Source organism: Tenacibaculum haliotis (assembly GCF_025215075.1).
Classification (GTDB): domain Bacteria; phylum Bacteroidota; class Bacteroidia; order Flavobacteriales; family Flavobacteriaceae; genus Polaribacter; species Polaribacter haliotis_B.
Genome location: NZ_JAOBTH010000028.1, coordinates 247,679 through 267,438 on the forward strand (window position 1 = coordinate 247,679; position 19,760 = coordinate 267,438).

The 19,760-nt window shown below is 31.0% G+C and carries 18 protein-coding genes; 14 read left to right on the plus strand and 4 right to left on the minus strand.

Translation table 11 applies throughout. The features are described from left to right. The first annotated feature begins 708 nt into the window (after window positions 1-708). The 5 genes from hglS (at window position 709) to N2251_RS10750 (ending at window position 6,797) form a co-directional block, all read left to right on the plus strand. Window positions 709-2,136 (plus strand): 2-oxoadipate dioxygenase/decarboxylase HglS, encoded by a 1,428-nt coding sequence (gene hglS / locus N2251_RS10730; protein ID WP_260586717.1) that lies wholly within the window; start codon window positions 709-711, stop codon window positions 2,134-2,136. Between the two features lie 109 nt (window positions 2,137-2,245). Continuing rightward, complete coding sequence (locus N2251_RS10735) at window positions 2,246-2,704, plus strand: Lrp/AsnC family transcriptional regulator (protein ID WP_260586718.1); 459 nt, start codon at window positions 2,246-2,248, stop codon at window positions 2,702-2,704. Continuing rightward, window positions 2,704-3,354: a Dph6-related ATP pyrophosphatase gene (locus N2251_RS10740; RefSeq protein WP_260586719.1), complete on the plus strand. Its 651-nt coding sequence runs from the start codon at window positions 2,704-2,706 to the stop codon at window positions 3,352-3,354. The genes N2251_RS10735 and N2251_RS10740 overlap by 1 nt, the downstream gene beginning before the upstream one ends. Window positions 3,355-3,374: 20 nt before the next feature. Further along, on the plus strand, window positions 3,375-6,290 hold the full coding sequence (locus N2251_RS10745) for an FAD-binding and (Fe-S)-binding domain-containing protein (protein WP_260586720.1): 2,916 nt from the start codon (window positions 3,375-3,377) through the stop codon (window positions 6,288-6,290). A 63-nt stretch (window positions 6,291-6,353) separates the two neighbouring features. Continuing rightward, window positions 6,354-6,797, plus strand: coding sequence for a hypothetical protein (locus tag N2251_RS10750; protein ID WP_260586721.1), 444 nt, complete (start codon window positions 6,354-6,356; stop codon window positions 6,795-6,797). Between the two features lie 63 nt (window positions 6,798-6,860). On the opposite strand, the gene N2251_RS10755 is transcribed toward N2251_RS10750, so the two are convergent. The 4 genes from N2251_RS10755 to N2251_RS10770 form a co-directional block, all read right to left on the minus strand. Beyond that, window positions 6,861-7,724 carry an OmpA family protein gene (locus N2251_RS10755; RefSeq protein ID WP_260586722.1) on the minus strand — a complete coding sequence of 288 codons (864 nt, stop codon included), beginning with the start codon at window positions 7,722-7,724 and terminating at the stop codon, window positions 6,861-6,863. A 70-nt stretch (window positions 7,725-7,794) separates the two neighbouring features. Next, window positions 7,795-8,724 carry a citrulline utilization hydrolase CtlX gene (gene ctlX, locus N2251_RS10760; RefSeq protein ID WP_260586723.1) on the minus strand — a complete coding sequence of 310 codons (930 nt, stop codon included), beginning with the start codon at window positions 8,722-8,724 and terminating at the stop codon, window positions 7,795-7,797. A gap of 17 nt (window positions 8,725-8,741) precedes the next feature. Beyond that, window positions 8,742-9,785 (minus strand): flavin-containing monooxygenase, encoded by a 1,044-nt coding sequence (locus tag N2251_RS10765; RefSeq protein ID WP_260586895.1) that lies wholly within the window; start codon window positions 9,783-9,785, stop codon window positions 8,742-8,744. 149 nt (window positions 9,786-9,934) lie between these two features. Then, on the minus strand, window positions 9,935-10,723 hold the full coding sequence (locus N2251_RS10770; protein WP_260586724.1) for a S1/P1 nuclease: 789 nt from the start codon (window positions 10,721-10,723) through the stop codon (window positions 9,935-9,937). 121 nt (window positions 10,724-10,844) lie between these two features. Between N2251_RS10770 and N2251_RS10775 the strand changes: the two genes are divergently transcribed. From N2251_RS10775 to N2251_RS10815, 9 genes are all read left to right on the plus strand, one after another. Further along, window positions 10,845-11,705: an SPFH domain-containing protein gene (locus tag N2251_RS10775; RefSeq protein ID WP_260586725.1), complete on the plus strand. Its 861-nt coding sequence runs from the start codon at window positions 10,845-10,847 to the stop codon at window positions 11,703-11,705. 4 nt (window positions 11,706-11,709) lie between these two features. Continuing rightward, complete coding sequence (locus N2251_RS10780) at window positions 11,710-11,868, plus strand: DUF4177 domain-containing protein (protein ID WP_260586726.1); 159 nt, start codon at window positions 11,710-11,712, stop codon at window positions 11,866-11,868. 2 nt (window positions 11,869-11,870) lie between these two features. Further along, complete coding sequence (locus tag N2251_RS10785) at window positions 11,871-12,356, plus strand: DUF6141 family protein (RefSeq protein ID WP_260586727.1); 486 nt, start codon at window positions 11,871-11,873, stop codon at window positions 12,354-12,356. Beyond that, window positions 12,353-13,276: an alpha/beta hydrolase family protein gene (locus tag N2251_RS10790; protein WP_260586728.1), complete on the plus strand. Its 924-nt coding sequence runs from the start codon at window positions 12,353-12,355 to the stop codon at window positions 13,274-13,276. The genes N2251_RS10785 and N2251_RS10790 overlap by 4 nt, the downstream gene beginning before the upstream one ends. A gap of 2 nt (window positions 13,277-13,278) precedes the next feature. Further along, window positions 13,279-13,443, plus strand: coding sequence for a type II toxin-antitoxin system antitoxin (locus tag N2251_RS10795; protein WP_260586729.1), 165 nt, complete (start codon window positions 13,279-13,281; stop codon window positions 13,441-13,443). Window positions 13,444-13,697: 254 nt separating this feature from the next. After that, a complete protein-coding gene (locus N2251_RS10800; protein WP_260586730.1) occupies window positions 13,698-16,919 on the plus strand; it encodes a WD40/YVTN/BNR-like repeat-containing protein in 3,222 nt (1,073 codons plus the stop codon). A 73-nt stretch (window positions 16,920-16,992) separates the two neighbouring features. Next, window positions 16,993-17,652 carry a DUF2490 domain-containing protein gene (locus N2251_RS10805; RefSeq protein WP_260586731.1) on the plus strand — a complete coding sequence of 220 codons (660 nt, stop codon included), beginning with the start codon at window positions 16,993-16,995 and terminating at the stop codon, window positions 17,650-17,652. 31 nt (window positions 17,653-17,683) lie between these two features. Next, window positions 17,684-18,991 (plus strand): DUF819 family protein, encoded by a 1,308-nt coding sequence (locus tag N2251_RS10810; RefSeq protein WP_260586732.1) that lies wholly within the window; start codon window positions 17,684-17,686, stop codon window positions 18,989-18,991. 39 nt (window positions 18,992-19,030) lie between these two features. Continuing rightward, window positions 19,031-19,738: a DUF4369 domain-containing protein gene (locus N2251_RS10815; RefSeq protein WP_260586733.1), complete on the plus strand. Its 708-nt coding sequence runs from the start codon at window positions 19,031-19,033 to the stop codon at window positions 19,736-19,738. Window positions 19,739-19,760: the final 22 nt, after the last annotated feature.

Below are 19,760 nucleotides of genomic sequence, written 5' to 3' on the forward strand. Positions count from 1 at the left end.
ACCATTTACACACTATTTCTTACCAATTACACAAAATTTATTTTTACAGTATAAAGCAACAGATTAATCTTGTAAATTTGTGCCAGGGGAATATTAATTATAAAAACAAAACAATGGCTAAACAACTACACAAATGGGGATTAAGTGTTTTAAAAACTACAGCAATGCAATTATCTGAATTAGGTAAAGCTGCTAGTTACGCTATCAATAATTAATTAAAAATTACATCATAAAGAAAACCATTCATTTTATACAAAATGGATGGTTTTTCTTTTTACAAGAAGCATTAATTACTACAACTACATATCTGTACTTTCGAAACTCTTCATAAAGAACTTGCTATAAATTCAGATGAAAGTTTACTATATTTCATCGGATAACGAAAAACAAACTCAAACAAGAAGTAATCTACTTTGTAACTTACAATGTTACAGAAGATGATCTTTTTAATTGATCATCAAAAGCATAATTTATCTGAATAAAAAATCAAAAAATGTTTACGCATATTCTAAAACAGATATCACCTAACAACAAAGTCAAATTGATTTTTTAAAACCTCTTTTTTAATTAAAATTGTTTTTTCCCTTAAAAAAACACCTCCAAGAAAAACTAAAACAACACATAATAACCTATTTTTAGGTTATATTTATATTAAAAATACACATTAAAGATTAATTTCATTTATTTTGTATTTAAATCAAACAAATTATGTCATCAAAAAACACAGTACAAGTTTTAAATACAGCAAAGGCATTTGCCTCTCCAGAATACATTCGTAATCGCTTCTCTACGATTATGTCTGACATGTATAAAAATGAAGTACCCCTTTACGGTGAACTACTTGATTTGGTTCGTGAAATTAACGACAATGTGCTTTCTGAATCTAAAGAAATAAAAGAGCAATTAGTACATACTGGCGAAATTACCCGGCTAAATATGGAACGTCACGGAGCAATTCGTTTAGGCAAGCCACATGAACTATTTACAATGAGGCGTCTCTTTAAAGTTATGGGAATGTTTCCTCTTGGGTATTATGATTTAGCAACCGCAGGTGTTCCTGTTCATGCTACAGCGTTTAGAGCTATCGAAAACACAGCGCTTAACCAGGCTCCTTTTAGAGTTTTTACCTCCCTATTACGTTTAGACTTAATTGATGATGATAAGCTTCGTAACAATGTAGAAACTATTTTAGAAGACCGTCATATTTTCACAAAGAAAGTCCTTGAATTAATTGAAAAATCTGAAAAAGAAGGAGGCTTAAATAAAGAAGATACCGAAATATTTATTCAAGAAGCATTGCAAACTTTTCGATGGCATGATACTGCTACGGTAGATCACGAAATGTACGAAGCACTACTAGGACAGCACAGATTAATTGCTGATGTAGTTGCTTTTAAAGGTCCACATATAAACCACCTAACACCAAGATCTTTAGATATAGACAAAGTCCAAATAAGTATGGCCGCTCGTAATATTACTCCAAAAGACAATATAGAAGGACCTCCTGCTAGAAAATGCCCTATTTTGTTACGTCAAACAAGTTTTAAAGCATTAACAGAAAAAGTAATTTTTAAAGGTAAAGTTGGAAATGAAAAAACAGGAGAACACAAAGCTCGTTTTGGAGAGATTGAACAACGAGGTGCGGCATTAACACAAAAAGGATTAGACTTATATAATGAGTTATTAGGTAAAACACGTAAAACAATTGGAGGATCACCAAATGCTGAAAATGCCTCAGAGTACAACCAATTATTAAAAGAAAATTTTAAAATTTTCCCTGATAACTATAAAGAGCTTCAATCAAAAAAGCTTGCCTATTTCCATTACTTTACTACAGATAAATCAAAAAATATATCTAAAAATAAAACACATACAAAATTAGATGTAAATCAATTATTAAAGGATGGTTATTTAACTATAGAACCAATGGTTTACGAAGATTTCTTGCCAGTAAGTGCTGCGGGAATTTTCGCCTCAAACCTAGGTACAGATGATGCAAAACATGAATATGAAGGAAGCTCTAATCAATCTTTATTTGAAAAAGATTTAGGAGAACCTGTTTACGAATTAATGAGATGGTATGAAAACATGCAAGATGAAACCATAAAAAAATGTTTAGCGCAAATAAATGCTTAATATTAAAATTATGTAGTCTTACTATATAGCATGCGGCTACATTTTTTTTAATAAAAAGAGCTTGTATATTTACAAATTAAATGAAGATCATTCTAACAAAACTATACTTTTGAAAAATCAATTTGATTATATAGACAAGCAAATACTATCAAAACTACGTTTAGATGCTCGCAAAGCCTTTTCACAAATAGCTGAAGAATTGAAAGTTTCCAATTCTTTAGTACATCAACGTATAAAAAAACTTACTGCCGAAGGTGTTATTAAAAATACTGAGTTTGTTTTAGAAGAAAACAAGTTAGGTTATAAAACAAAATCATACACCGGTATTCGTTTACGTGAAGCACGCTTTGCAAAAGATGTTATGAAAGAATTAGAAAAAATACCTGAAATTACTGAATGTAATTTTGTTTCTGGTAACTACGCTATTTTCATTCTAATTTACGCAAGAGATAATCAACATTTACAAAAAATATTATATGATAATGTGCATTTAATAAATGGAGTGGCAGGAACCGATACTTTTATTTGTTTTGATACTTGTTTTAAAAGGAATATACCAATAGAATAATGATAAATAAAACAGCAGCCGTTTTATGGACAGGCGGAAAAGATTGCGCTTTGGCTTTTTTTAAGGCACAACAAGCAGGCTATAACATTACTCATTTAGTAACATTTGCTCCTAAAAACCCAGATTTTAAAGCACATCCAATTCACTTGATAAAAAAACAAGTAAAGGCTATTGGTATTCCGCATTTAATATTAACAGTAAGCGCTCCGATAAAAGAAAGCTACCAAAACACTATTCAACAATTAAAAGAATTTTATAAGATTGATACTTTAATTACTGGTGATATTGATGAAATCGATGGACATACTAATTGGATTGAAGAGTGTTCGCTAAAATCAGGCATGAAAGTTTTTAATCCTTTATGGAAAAAAGAAAGAATCTATTTACTAAACGAATTAATTACGAATGATTTTACAGTAGTATTTTCACTAGTAAAAAAAGAAGATTTAACTAGCGATTGGATTGGTAGAACTCTTGATAAAACCGCTATTAATGATTTAAAAAAGAAATTAAATATTGATATTTGTGGAGAAAACGGAGAATATCATACCATGGTTTTAAATGCTCCTTTTTTTAAACATCAAATAGTAGTAAACAAAGTTGAAGTTATTCAGAACGATAAATACTACTATTTAAAAACAATACTATAAACCTTTTAGGTGCTTAGATAATGGCAAAAACAACACATTTACTAGATTTAGAAAAGAGTTTAAAAGGTGAATTATTTTTTGATGATTTACACAAAACTTTATATGCTACCGATGCATCTGTTTATCGTAAAATTCCGTTAGCAGTAGCTTATCCGAAGGATAATGAAGATCTTAAACTTTTAATTCATTTTGCTACAAAAAACAACATCACTTTAATTCCGAGAGCTGCAGGAACTTCTTTGGCAGGTCAATGTGTTGGTGATGGTATTGTTGTTGATGTTTCTAAACATTTTACTAATATTTTAGCTTTTGATGAGCAGCAAAAAACCATTACAGTTCAACCCGGAATTATACGAGATGATTTAAACAGATTCTTAAAGCCTTTCGGATTATTTTTCGGCCCAAATACCTCAACTTCTAACCGCTGTATGATTGGCGGAATGGTGGGAAATAATTCATCAGGAAGCACCTCCATTCGTTACGGAGTAACACGTGATAAAGTAATAGCTATCGAAGGATTATTATCTGACGGAAGTAATGTTCTTTTTTCTGAAATTACTTCGCAAAAGTTCAATCAGAAAAAAATAGTAAACTCTTTAGAAGGTACTATTTACAGAACTATTTATACAGAACTTTCTCAAGAAGCAATTCAACAAGAAATAATAAATGAATTTCCGAAACCAGAAATTCACAGACGAAATACAGGTTATGCAGTAGATGAGTTTTTAACCTCTGATTTATTCGGTGGAAGTGAACCAACTATTAATCCTGCTAAGTTTTTATCTGGTAGTGAAGGAACGTTAGTTTTTTCAACCGAAATCACCATTCAATTAAACGACTTACCTCCTACTTATAGCATTATGGTTTGTCCGCATTTTACCAGCGTAAACGAAAGTTTAAAAGCCACAGTAATTGCTATGAATCACAAGTTATATGCCTGTGAATTGATGGATAAAGTAATTTTAGATTGCACCAAAAACAATAGAGAGCAAGCTAAAAATCGCTTCTTTTTACAAGACGATCCTGAAGCTGTTTTAATGTTAGAAGTTTCTGCAAACACTATAGAAGAAGCTGAGGTTTTAGCTGATAATTTAATTGAAGATTTAAAAAACAATAACTTCGGATATCATTATCCGAAAGTATATGGAAATGACATTGCCAAAGTGCATCATTTACGAAAAGCCGGATTAGGTTTACTGGGTAATATCGTAGGAGACATGAAAGCGGTTGCCTGTATTGAAGACACTGCAGTTGCTTTAAACGACTTACCTGAATACATCGAAGAGTTTACCCAAATAATGGATAAATATCAGCAAGATGCTGTTTACTACGCACATGCTGGTGCAGGAGAATTACACTTACGACCGATATTGAATTTAAAAAAACAAGAAGATGTTGTTTTATTTAGGAAGATAACAACTGAAACTGCTCAACTTGTAAAGAAATATAAAGGTTCGTTTAGTGGTGAACATGGTGACGGAATTGTACGCGCTGAGTTTATTCCGTTAATGATTGGTGCTAAAAATTACGAATTATTAAAACGAATAAAAAAAGCATTCGACCCGAATAATGTATTTAACAAAGGAAAAATTACAGATGCTTTTCCGATGGATAAAAACTTACGTTATGAAATCGACAGAAAAGAACCTGTTATAAAAACATTACAAGATTTTTCTGAAAGCGAAGGTATTTTAAAATTGGTTGAAAAATGTAACGGTTCTGGTGATTGCCGTAAATCTCCTGAAGCAGGTGGAACATTATGTCCGAGTTACAGAGCTACTAAAAACGAGAAAGAAACTACACGAGCAAGAGCCAATATGTTACGTGAAGTTTTAACAAATAACACCGCCAAAAACAAATTCGATTCTAAAGAATTAAAACAAGTCTTAGACTTATGTTTAAGCTGTAAAGCTTGTGCTACCGAATGCCCAAGTAATGTTGATATTGCCTCTATGAAAGCGGAGTTTTTATATCAATACCAAGAAACCAATGGTTATTCTTTTCGCAGTAAATTATTTGCCAATAATGCAAAATATAATAAATTAGGAAGTAAAGTTCCTATAATAACTAACTTTTTAACCAACACATTGTTGGCTAAAAAAATAATGGGAGTTGCAACCCAGCGCTCGGTTCCGAAATTAGAAAAACAACCTTTAGATAACTGGTTAAAAAAACAAATTATCACTTCTAGTGCAGATAAGAAACCTTCTAAAAAAACTGTTTATTTATTCAACGATGAGTTTACCAATTTTTACGATGCCGAAGTTGGTAAAGATGCTGTAATCGTTTTAAAAAAATTAGGCTACGAAGTAAAATATAATAACCACGAAGAAAGCGGTCGTAGTCATATTTCTAAAGGATTTTTAAAAGAAGCGAAAGAATTGACTAATAAAAATATCGCTATTTTTAAAGACATCATTACTAAAGAAACTCCATTAATAGGAATAGAACCTTCTGCTATTTTAACTTTTAGAGATGAATATATTCGTTTGGCAGACGATAAATTATCCGCAGAAAAAATTGCTGAAAATGTTTTTACCATTGAAGAATTTCTAGCTACTGAAATTGAAAAAAATAACATTAACACTTCTTTATTTACATCTAAAAGCAAAGAGCTTAAAATTCACGGACATTGTCATCAAAAGGCATTATCATCAACACACGCTAGTTTTACGATGTTAAACATTCCTAAGAACTATAAAGTTACCATCATGAATACCGGTTGTTGTGGTATGGCTGGTAGTTTTGGATACGAAAAAGAGCATTATAAAGTAAGTATGCAAGTTGGAGAAGATACCTTATTTCCTAAAATTAGAAACTGCTCTATAGAAACAGAAATTGCTGCAGCAGGAACAAGTTGTCGTCATCAAATTTATGATGGAACCAAGCGCACTGCTAAACATCCTATTACTATTTTAAAAGAAGCACTATGTTAATTGATTGATTTTCAATAGTTTATTTCGTGTTTTTATACATATGTTAATTTAAAACACCATGTTATGAGTAGTACTAAAATAATAATTAACAATGCTTTATTCATTTTTGCAGGGATTGTAGGTTTTTTTCTATTGATGAAAATTTTGGGTTTAGATCATGTTTCAGAATTACGTTTATTAAACTTCGCTTTTGTGCTTTGGGGAATAAACAACGCTATTAAAACAAACATAAATGCAAATAAAGAATCCTTATATTTTAATAATTTTTCTGTTGGTATAGGAACCTCTATTGTTGCTGTTGGGTTTACAATTATAGGCTTAATATTTTATGTAGATTTCATAAACCCTTCTCTTATAAATGTCTTAGAAGATTCTGCTTTCTGGGGACAAAACTTAAGTCTCGGTTTAATTGTTTTCGCTTTAGCTATTGAAGGAATTGCTTCTTCAGTTATTTGTTCTTTTATTTTAATGCAGTATTATAAAAACTATAAGCCAGTAATTATTTAATCAATTTAAAGCACAAAAAAACCTCCGATTAAAATCGGAGGTTATTAATATTAAAATTTTATGTTATGGATTAATCACCTCTTCTTCTGCTAACAAACCAAAAAATTTATCTAAATTAGGCAAAATAACAATTTTTGTTCTTCTATTTCTAGCTCTATTTGCGCTTGTTTTGTTATCTACTAACGGTAAAGATGAACCTCTACCCGAAGCAATTAATCTATTAGGATTTACGCCATATTTTTTTTCTAAAATACGAACTATTGATGTAGCTCTTTTTACACTTAAATCCCAATTATCCTGTATTACATCATTATGAATTTTTCTTGAATCAGTATGTCCTTCAATCATTACATCCATACTTGGCTCTGACTTAATAATCTCTGCTAATTTCTTTAATGTTTTATAAGCTCTACTATTCACCTTATAACTAGCCGTTCTAAACAGCATTTTATCTGAAATAGATATCATAACTACTGTTTTATCGATATTTACATTAATATCATCAGAATTTTGTAATTCAGGAACATTCATCGATTTTTTCAGTTTATAAGAAACTGCTAAATTCATAGAATCTTTTAATGTTTTAGCTTCTGCTAATTCAGCAGCATCAACATTTGCTAAAGTTTTTCGCATTTTAGCTTTCATCGAATTAGATATTACAGCTCCTTCAACCATATCTAATTTCACATCATTTTCTTCTTTAAGGTTTGAATTGATTCCTTTTAAAGAGTTTATTTTGGTATTGTAGTTGTCTACTCTTTTTTCAATTTTAGCAAACTTAGCTTCTAGTTCTTCTTTTTCTAATGCTGTTTTCTGAAGAGTACCTTTAGTATTGGTATATCGTTGTTCTAACTCAACATACTTTTTTTTAGAAACACAAGATGTTGCAATAATTGCGACAGTTAATAGAAGGGATATTTTTTTCATGATTGATTATTTTTAATAGTTTAAGTAATGTTAAACGTATTATTATCTCTTTTAGTATAAACAGCCCTTGTTATTTTAAAAATATCTCTGCCATCATACAGCGAGCACTACCACCACCACAAAATTCTATTGTATCTAATGGTGAATGAATAATTGCATTGTGCTTTGCTATTTTTCGTAACTGTTCTTTTGTCAAGGACTTATAGGCTGACGTACTCATAATTAAAAAACGTTCATCATTACCCCCTCTTACCTGTAACATGTTTCCTGCAAATTGTTGTACTTGCTTTTCGGTAATAGCTATCACTTCTTTTTTATCAGATTTTAAATGTTTTAACACATTTTTCTTCTCTTTTTTATCATCAATAGCTTCTAAACAAATGATCGCAAAATTTTCTGCCACACACATCATTACATTTGTGTGGTAAATAGCTTCTCGTTTTTCGTTAACCGTTTGATTTGCTGTAAAAATTACAGGTGTATATTCAAAATCCTCACAAAATTCGATAAATAATTCTTCATCCGCCCTTGGCGATAAAGCACAATATGCTTTGCGATTTGCACGATCTAAAATCATGCTTCCGGTTCCTTCTAAAAAAATAGTTTCTTCTTCAGCTTCAGAATAATCGATTACATTTTTAATCTCAAAACCTTTTGTTTCTAAAATTTGTAATACATCTTCTCGTTTTTCTAAACGTCTGTTCTCAGCAAACATCGGATAAATTGCAACATCACCATTTTCGTGAAAAGAAACCCAGTTATTTGGAAACAATGCATCTGGAGTATCAGGCTCTTTAGTATCTTCAACAACAATAACATTAACACTTACCGTTCTTAACTTAAGTACAAAAGCATCAAATTCTTGCTGGGCTTTTAAGTTAATTGAAGCAGGTAACATACCTGCCAATTCTTGTTGATAAAAATTATTTACAGCCGTTTGCTCGTTCATTCTAAAACTCGCCGGACGAACCATTAAAATAGTATTGGTAGTTTGTTGCATACTGTTAAAATATAAAATTAGTTTTTATTACGAATAATATCTGCTAGGTAATTTGCGTCTTTTGATACTCCACCCAAGGTTGCTGATCCACGAGTAAACATCCAAGGTAAACCAATAAAATATAACCCATCTATATTACTTACACCTCTATAATTTTTTGGATAATTATCTTCATCTAACTCCAATCCTTCTATCCATTTAAAGTTCGGGCGATATCCTGTTGCCCAAATAATATTTTTGATCGTTGATATTTTATCTTTTTCGAACTCTATTTCAGTATTTAAAGCATCTTTTGTTCTTCCAACAGCGATTACATTTTTTCTAGATAAAATTTCTTTAACATCCGTACCAATAACTGGTTGTATTGATGTGTTTATTTTTTTCCCTATCCAACTATATTTACTGTAACTTAAAAAACCGATTAAGGTAAACCACCACCAAAGTGTTTTACCTAAAAATTGTTGCGGTAATGATTTTACGTTTGTGTTTCCTGAAAAATATACGGTTCTGTTTTTATCTTTAGAAATTTCATCTAAAATCTGATAACCAGAATCTCCTGCGCCAACAACCAACGCGTCTCCTTTTTGTAATTGATCTACTCTTTTATAGTAGTTACTATGCATCTGAGAAACAGTTTCTGATATTTTCGTATGACACGGTGGTGTGTACGGAATATGAAACGGCCCTGTGGCAACAATTACATTTTTTGTTACTATCTCGCCATTTTTATAAGTTACATAAAATCCGTTTTCATTTTTTCTTACAGATGTAATTAATGTATCTAATTGTAAAGGAATATCAAATTTTTCTACATATAACTTAAAATAATTACTAACCTCAAATTTTGTAGGATAATGTCCTTTTGGAGCATCAAATTTCATCCCTGGCAAATGATTGTATTCTGTTGGCGTAAACAATTTTAAAGAATCCCATCTATTTAACCAAGAAGCACCAATTTCTTTTTCGCCGTCAATTACTAAAAATTTCTTATTCATTTTTTTTAAATGATAAGCCATTGATAGTCCTGCTTGAGCACCTCCAATAATTACATAATCTAACATCAATCTTATTTTATATTTACTCATCAAAGGTATAAACAATATAATAGCTATTGAATATTTTTACTGATAATTCTACACGATAAAAATCAGCATAAAAAAAGCTCGAAAGATTAACTTTCGAGCTTTTTTTATTTTAATAAATTTAGTTCCTAGCAGAAAATATCATTCAATAATTTCGCTAAACGTACCCCTCCTTTTTGTAACTGCTCTCTAACAACAGGAAAATAATCATACGAATAACGGTAACGTAATTTATCGCCTGTTTTTACTGAGCTGTATACTTTTTTTGTTAATTCATGTGTATCATGTACCCAATCTATTACAGTTCCTCTTTGTAGTACTTTAACCTGTTCTTTTGATAATTTTTTAGCGTTATTTGCCAACTCAAGATAACTCATTTTCCAGCCACCAATCATATCTTCATCCCAAACTCTATGCAAGTTTGTTCCTTTTCCATGCCATTGTACCTGAATTGCATTACCTCCTTTATCTTCTTTTCTTCCAACATGCATTGGTTGGTGTAAATCGCCTACTAAATGCACTAACATTTTTAAATAGAAACGCTTGTCTTCAACAGTACTTTTTTTATCTTTTAAAACCTTAACACATTCTTTTATACCTGTAACTAAATCTCCTTTCGGATTTTTCTCTGATGCTTCGTATTTAGTATCAAAAGGCATATTTACATAATGCCACGTATAAAATCTACCATATTTTTTTCTATCAGATTTAATTTCATCTGCATACGTAGATACAAATGCCAAACTTTCGCCTTGTAATAATTTGGCTATTTTCTTTTTAGCAGATTTAGTTAAATTGTTTTCAGCAATTTTACCTGTTGCTCTATGACCTGTTTGTCCCCAAAAATCTTCATTATTGGCAATAGATGAAACACTAATAAAAAAAATACAGCACAGTAATAATAACTTGGTTTTCATAAATAAATTTCTATTAATTTTTTGCTAAAATATAAAATATTTAGTCACAAATTTGGATTTAACAATAAATTAAACATATCTTTACGATATCATTTTGATATCACTTTAATTTAAAATAAAAATGAAGACAGAAAAAATAATAAAACCAGCAAATGGTTATTTAATGCTATTAGTAACACTAACGTTTTTCTTTGGAGGAATTGTAATGAGCATAATAGATGAAACCCCTATTTATCTTCCTGTTACACTTATCGGATTTATTGGACTGTTTGGTTTCATTTTAGTAAACCCAAACACATCTAAAGTAATTTTACTTTTTGGTAAATATGTTGGAACCATAAAAGATAACGGTTTATATTGGGCTAATCCTTTATACAAAAAGAAAACAATTTCGTTAAGAGCAAGTAATTTTGATAGCGAACGTTTAAAAGTAAACGATAAATTAGGAAATCCAGTAATGATTTCTACCATTTTAGTTTGGCGAGTTACCGAAACATATAAAGCTGCCTTTGATGTTGATAATTACGAGAATTTTGTTCGTGTACAAACAGATGCTGCGGTGCGAAAATTGGCAAGTATGTATCCGTATGATAATTTTGCTGACGAAGGTCATGAAGAAGATATTACACTTCGTTCAAGTGTTAATGAGGTTTCTGAAGCTTTAGAAAAAGAATTGGAAGAACGTTTAGCTATTGCAGGAATTGAAGTTTTAGAAGCTCGCATTGGTTATTTAGCTTATGCTCAGGAAATTGCAAGTGCCATGTTAAAGCGCCAGCAAGCAACGGCTATTGTAGCAGCGCGTCATAAAATTGTACAAGGAGCTGTTGAAATGGTTGAAATGGCTTTAGAAGAATTAAATAAGAAACAAATTGTTGAATTGGATGAAGAACGCAAAGCTGCCATGGTAAGTAATTTATTAGTTATTTTATGTGGCGATAAAGAAGCGTCGCCAGTAGTAAACACAGGAACTTTAAGTCATTAAAAAAATGAAAGAATATAAAGTAGTACAACCGAAATTAGGATTTAGAAATCGTTTTCAAAATTTTGAAGATTTATTAAATAAACATGCAAGAGAAGGTTGGCGTGTTATTGAAATTCACCAAGGCTGGGTATCTGTAGTATTCGAACGTGATAAAAACAGGTAATAATGAAAATATTTAAAGAAGAACAACGCTTTACACAATGGTGGATTTGGCTTTTATTTTTAGGCCTAAACTTATTTTTCTTCTATGGTATTTACCAACAATTAATTTTAAATATTTCTTTTGGAAGCAAGCCTACATCAAATAGTTTTTTAATAATTACTAGTTTTATTTTTTTAATAGCTACAGTTTTCTTCTTCTATTTAAAATTAAAAACAAGAATAGATGAAACCGGAATTTACTATCGTTTTTCTCCTATTCAATCTAAATTTAAAAAAATTAAGTGGGATAGTATAAAGTCTGTTAGAGTACTAAAATTTAAACCAATTGTTGATTACGGCGGATGGGGAATTAAAAACAATTCCTATACTGTAAAAGGAAACACAGGTATCTTATTCGAATTTAAAAATGGAAAAAAATTCTTAATTGGTACTCAAAAACAAGATGAAATAAAACGCGTTTTAGAAACTTATAAAAACAAATTATCATGATTAGAATACTCACATTTATAATTATATATTCTTTTAGTATTGTAGTTGCTTTTGCTCAAGTAAAATCAGAAGAAATATTAATAAAAAACAATGAAATTGAATTACCAGGGACTTTAACTTTTACTTCAGAGAAAACTCCTTTATTAATTTGGATTCATGGTTCTGGTAATGTTGATAGAAACGGAAACCAACGCCCTTATGTGAAAGCTAATTACATAAAACAATTCCGCGATAGCGTTAACCAACATAACATTGCTTTTTTTAGCTACGATAAAAGAACTGCTAATCAAAAAAATATGCCAATTTTAAAAAAAGGGATACTATTTGATTCTTTTATTTCTGATGCTCAAAAAGTTATTTCTCATTTTAAAAACAACAAAAGGTTTTCTGAAATTATTTTAATCGGTCACAGTCAAGGCTCATTAGTAGCAATGTTAGCTAGTAAAAATAGTAATAAGTATATTTCTTTATCAGGTCCTTCTAGTTCTATTGATCAAAAAATAGTTGAACAAATGAGAGCCAAAAACCCGCTTATTGTTAACACGCTACAAGAACATTTTAAGGAACTAAAAGAAACTGGTGAAATAAAAAATGTTGATCCTACTTTAGTTACCATGTTCACCCCACAAAACACTCCTTTTTTTAAAAGCTGGATGAAACACAACCCATCCGAAGAAATTAAAAAGCTAAAGATTCCTGTATTAATTATTAACGGAACAAAAGATTTACAAGTAACTATAGAAGATGCAAAAACATTACATAAATTTAGTTTAAAATCTGAATTGGTAATTATAGAAAACATGAATCATGTTTTAAAACATATTGATAAAGATGATGACAATATGAAATCTTATTTTTCTGCAGATTTCCCTTTATCAGATAAACTAATTAAAACCGTTGTTTCTTTTGTAAAAAAATAGCCATGGCAAAAAAGAAAGCATTTGCACTTCGCATAAATGAAGACATGATTAAAGCCATTGAAAAATGGGCTGCTGACGAGTTTCGTTCTACAAACGGACAAATCGAATGGATGTTGATGCAAACACTTAAAGAAGCAAAACGCGAACCAAAAAATAAGGAAGAGTAAAATAATATTAGATATTATTTATATCTAAATATCGGAACGTTATTCTGAAATTTTTTCAGAACCACACCTTAATAATAAATCGTAAATTGTGATAAGAATCTAAAACAAGTTCAGGTTGACGTAAAGTGAATTATTCTAATTCATATAACATCAATAAAAAAAAATTGATTTCTTAATAAAACGTTAAAAACTACTCAATAATTATTGAGTAGTTTTCTATTTTGTAACTTGTTCTGCAAATCAAACTAACTATAATGAAAAGAATATTTTCTGTAGTATTTTTACTTATTTCATCGCTTTTATTCTCTCAAGAATTTTCGATGGATATGGTTAAAAATATGAAACCAAGAAACATTGGTCCGGGTGGAATGAGCGGACGTGTAACTTCTATCGATGTTGTAGAGTCTAATCCCGAAATAATGTACGTTGGTACAGCATCAGGAGGAATTTGGAAATCTACTTCGGGCGGAATTAAATGGCAACCTATTTTCGAAAAAGAATTAACTGCTTCTATTGGCGCTATTGCCATTCAGCAATCAAATCCAAGTGTTATTTGGGCAGGAACCGGTGAAGGAAATCCTAGAAATAGTTTAAATGGTGGTTTCGGAATTTACAAATCGTTAGATGCTGGTAAAACTTGGAAAGCCATGGGATTAGAAAAAACACGTCATATTCATCGTGTAATTATTCACCCTACAAATCCTGATATTGTATATGTTGGCGCGATAGGTTCGCCTTGGGGTGAGCATAAAGAGCGTGGTGTTTATAAAACTACTGATGGTGGTAAAACTTGGAAACAAATTTTATTCAACAATATAAAAACAGGTGCGGCCGATTTAATTATGGATCCGTCAAATCCTAATAAATTAATTGCTTCTATGTGGGAACACAAACGCGATCCTTGGTTTTTTAAATCTGGTGGAAAAGGAAGTGGCATGTACATTACACATGATGGTGGTGAAAACTGGAAACAAATTACAGAAAAAGAAGGTTTTCCAAAAGGGGAATTAGGTAGAATTGGTGTTGCCATTGCTCCTAACAATCCAGATGTGATTTACGCTTTAGTTGAAGCTAAAAAGAACGCGCTTTATAAAAGTGAAGATGGCGGATTTAAATGGAAAAAAATAAACGATAAACCTGGTATTGGAAATCGTCCTTTTTATTATTCTGAAATTTATGTAGATCCGCAGAATGAAAACAGATTATATACCGTTTTCACCTACATCAATGTTTCGCAAGATGGCGGAAAATCATTCAAACAATTAATGCCAGCTTATGGTGTTGATAACGGAGTACATCCGGATCATCATGCGTGGTGGATTCATCCGAAGAACGGAAAATTTATGATTGATGGTAATGATGGTGGATTAAATATTACCAAAGATGGCGGTAAATCTTGGCGTTTTATTGGGAATCTTCCTGTAGCACAATTTTATCATATTAATGTTGATAATGAATTTCCGTATAACGTTTACGGAGGAATGCAAGATAACGGTTCTTGGCGCGGACCAGCGTATGTTTGGAAAGCGCAAGGAATTAGAAATAGCTACTGGCAAGAAATTAGCTTTGGAGACGGATTTGATGTTGTTCCCGATAGAGATGACTCTCGTTATGGATGGACAATGAGTCAGCAAGGTTCGGTTTCTCGTTATGATTATAAAACTGGAAATAACTACAACGTAAAACCAACACATAAGGATGCGAATGTAAAATTACGTTTCAACTGGAACTCTGCTATTAATATTGATCCTTTTGATAATTCAACAATTTACTTCGGAAGTCAGTTTGTGCATAAATCAACTGACAAAGGATTAACTTGGGAAGTAATTTCACCTGATTTATCAACCAACAATCCTGAAAAATTAAAACAAGCTGAAAGTGGTGGTTTAACTATGGATGCAACTGGTGCTGAAAATCACTGTACTGTTTTGGTGATCGAACCAACTCCACTTGAAAAAGATGTTTTATGGGCTGCAACTGATGATGGACAAGTTCATATTACTAAAAACGGTGGTGCAACTTGGACAAACGTTGCTAACAACATTAAAGACTTACCTAAAAACTCTTGGATTACACAAATTAAAGCTTCTAACAAAAATAAAGGTGAAGCTTTATTAGTAGCCAACGATTACAGACGTTTTAACTACACACCTTACGCATACAGAACTAAAGATTACGGAAAAACTTGGCAACGTATTGTTGATGAAAACGATGTTGAAAGCTATACTTTATCAATTATTGAAGACCCAGAAAATGCAAACTTATTATTTTTAGGTACTGATGATGGATTGTATATTTCATTAAACGCAGGAGAAAAATGGACAAAATGGACAAACGGCTTCCCAACTGTTCCTGTAAAAGATTTAGTAATTCATCCTCGTGAAAACGATTTGGTAATTGGTACTTTTGGTAGAGCTGCTTGGGTTTTAGATGATATTCGTCCATTACGCGCTATGGCAAAAAGTAATGTTACCAATCAAAAATTAACGTTGTTTGCACCACCAACTGCTTATCAAGCTGCAAGTCAACAACCAACAGGAAGTAGGTTTGGTGCAGACGCAATGTATCAAGGAGAGAACAGAAGACGTGGTGCTTTAATTTCGTACTACATCAATAAACCGATTCAGAAGAAACAAGAATCAAAAAGCAAGAAACAAGATAAAAAAGATGTCAGTTCGAACGCAGTTAAGAATTCTAAAAAAATAGAAAACAAAATCAAACACGATTCTATTAAATTAGAAATTTTTGACGGAACTCGAAAAATAAGAACTCTAAAATTTAAAACTCCTAAAGAAAACGGATTACACAAAACTACGTGGTATTTAAGAGAAAAAGGTGTTGCAAGAGCTTCAAGACGTATCAGAAAACAAACTAGAGAACCAGGTGGTGTAACTGTGAAACCAGGAATTTATAAGTTAAAAATGACTTTTGGTGATGCTGTTTCTGAACAAGATATTAACGTTGAATTTGATCCTAGATTACAAATATCAGATGAAGCTATCAATCAAAAATACAATGCTAGTAAAGAGCTTGAAACTTATCAAGAAAAAATGGCAAACGTTGTAAAGCAATTGGTAGAAAGTAAAAACACCGCTACTTCTTTAAAATCTAAATTTACAAAAGAAGATAAAAAGAAATACAAGGATGCTATAAAATCATCAAAAGAAATTATTAAAAAAATTGATACTTTAATCGCTATGTATTTGGGTACAATTGATAAAAGACAAGGAATTACTCGCAATCCAGAAGTAACAATAAACAATCGTTTTGGTACTGCTCGTTGGTATGTTGGTAGCCGATTTGGTAAACAAACGGCAACGGAAAAACAATTAATAAATCAGTTTAAAACATCTTATACCAAGGGAATAGAAAAAACAAATATTTTCTTTTCTGAAGATTGGAAAAAGTATAAAGAGACTGTTGAAAAAATTGAAATTTCTCCTTTCAAAAAAACAAGTACTTTTTCTATAAATTAATTATTTTTGAAACTTAAATAAATTTTAAAAATCTCCTACCATTAGCGTAGGAGATTTTAATATTACATACATTATGAAAAAAGCAATTTTTATCTTTATTATTTTATTTTCCTTAAAAAACACCGCTCAGAACAATCCTCAAAACGAATTAGGAGCTTGGTATATGTATAATGGTTCTCATCAAATTTCTGATAAATTTAGTTTAAAAACAATGGCGCATTTTCGCTTTTTTGAAATTGGTGATGATATGCAACAATTTATTGGTCGATTAGGAGGAAACTACAAAATCAATGAAAACATAAGCGCAACTTTAGGGTATTCGTATTTAAATACTGATAGTACATTTGGTGTTGACGGAGGAAACGTAAATGAACACCGAATTTATGAAGATTTCAACATCAAGCATAAAATTAATAAACTTGGTTTTGCACATCGATTAAGAGCAGAGCAACGTTTTTTTAATTCAACAACTTCTCATTTTTTACGTTATCAAATCGGATTAAACCATCCTTTAAATGATAAGTGGAGCACTTATTTATACAATGAAGTATTTTTTGATTATGATGATGAAGCTTACAATCAAAATTGGTTGGGTGCAGGTTTCTCTTACAAAATTTCAAAAGCAGCAAAACTAAAAATTGGGTATCAAAAAATGAGTGTAAATAATGGTGGGAATTTTGATAGAATACTTTTAGGTGTTGCAATTAATACAGATCACCGTAAAAAGAAATAAAAACCTACTTTAGCAAAAAACTAATTAAAACATGAGCGCACCAACTTTTACAAACGATGCAATTGTATTCGGAATTTTAATGATTTCCTTAGGATTTGTATTTTATACAGAATCAAAAACCGATGGGTTTTGGCACAAATTTTACAAAATTGTTCCTGGTCTATTTATGGCCTATTTTATACCTGCAATTTTCACAACTTTTGGCGTGATTTCTCCCGAATGGGAAACTGCAACCGTAACTGGTGAAGTTGTAAAAGGAAAATCTCAATTATATTATGTTGCTAGTCGATTTTTATTGCCAGCTGCCTTAGTTTTAATGACTTTAAGTATCGATTTAAAAGCTGTTTTCAACTTAGGTTCTAAGGCATTAATTATGTTTTTTACAGGAACAGTCGGAATTATTATTGGTGGTCCCATTGCTATTTTATTAATATCGTTATTCTCTCCAGAAACAGTTGGTGGTGCAGATTTTAATGCCGTTTGGCGTGGACTTTCAACATTAGCCGGTAGTTGGATTGGTGGTGGTGCAAATCAAACAGCAATGTTAGAAATTTATCAATATAATCCTCAAAAATATGGAGGAATGGTATTTGTTGATATTGTAGTTGCTAATATTTGGATGGCTATTTTATTGATAGGAATTGGTAGAAAAGATAAAATTAATAAATGGTTAGGTGCGGATACCTCAGCTATTGAAGAATTAAAAGAAAAAGTGTCAAAATTTACGCAAGGTGTAAAAAGAAATCCTTCTTTAACTGATATAATGATTATGCTTGCCATTGCTTTCGGAACTGTTGGTTTTGGTCATTTTGCATCCTCTTACTTAAGTACCTTTTTCAATGATTTAGTTGCCGGTATTAAATCTGAAACATGGAAAAATATCTTTACCTTTTTAGGTGCTGGTTTCTTTTGGTTAATTAGTATTTCAACTATTATTGCAATTGCTTTATCGTTTACAAAAGCTAAAAATTACGAAGGTGCTGGCGCTAGTAAAATTGGTAGTGTATTTATTTACATTTTAGTAGCAACCATTGGTATGAAAATGGATTTAGCCATGATTTTTGATAATTTAGGATTAATCGTTATCGGTTTAGTTTGGATGGGTATTCATGCTGGTTTGTTAATTTTAGTTGCTAAATTAATTAAAGCTCCTTATTTCTTTTTGGCTGTTGGTAGCCAAGCAAATGTTGGTGGCGCAGCTTCTGCACCTATTGTTGCACAGGCATTTCATCCATCATTAGCAACCGTTGGTGTTTTATTAGCTGTCTTCGGATATGCAATTGGAACTGTCGGTGCAATTTTATGCACAATTTTAATGGAATTATCCGCTACTTTATAAGAGAAATCTGCATATTTGCAATTCAAAATTTATAATCACATGAAAAAACTTATCGCTATTTGTGCGTTTTCAATATTAGCTTTCGCTTGTTCTTCTAAAAAAGAAGGAAATATGATTGTTAAAGGTCAGATTAAAGGATTAAAAAAAGGTACTTTATACCTTCAGAAAATGAATGATACAGTACTCGTATCTGTTGATTCTATGGCATTATTAGGTGACGATAAATTTATTTTAACTGATGATGTTGAATCTCCAGAAATGTATTATTTAACTTTTGATGGAAATACCAACGAAAAAAGCTTAATGTTTTTTGGTGAAAAAGGAGAAATTACTATCAATGATAAATTAGAAGAATTTGGTTTTAGACCAGCAATAACAGGATCTAAAAATCAAGAAGTCATGGATAAATTTCGCGATATTGATCGTAAATTTCAAAACCAACGTTTAGAATTTATTAAAAAAGACATGGAGGCTCGTCAAGCTAAAGACGAAGAATTAATTAAACAAGTAGAAGTTGATTATAAGAGAATGATGCGTCGTCGTTTTTTATTTTCTACCAATTTTGCCATCGCAAATGCAGATAATGAAGCAGCTCCTTATATTGCTTTGTCTGAATTATACGATGCTAATATTATGTTATTAGATACCATTAACAATAGTTTATCTGATAAGGTTAAAAACTCAAATTACGGAAAACGTTTACAAAAATTTGTTAGTCGTATAAAAACTGAAGAGAGCGCTAAATAATAAAAGCTTCTTTTTATAAATT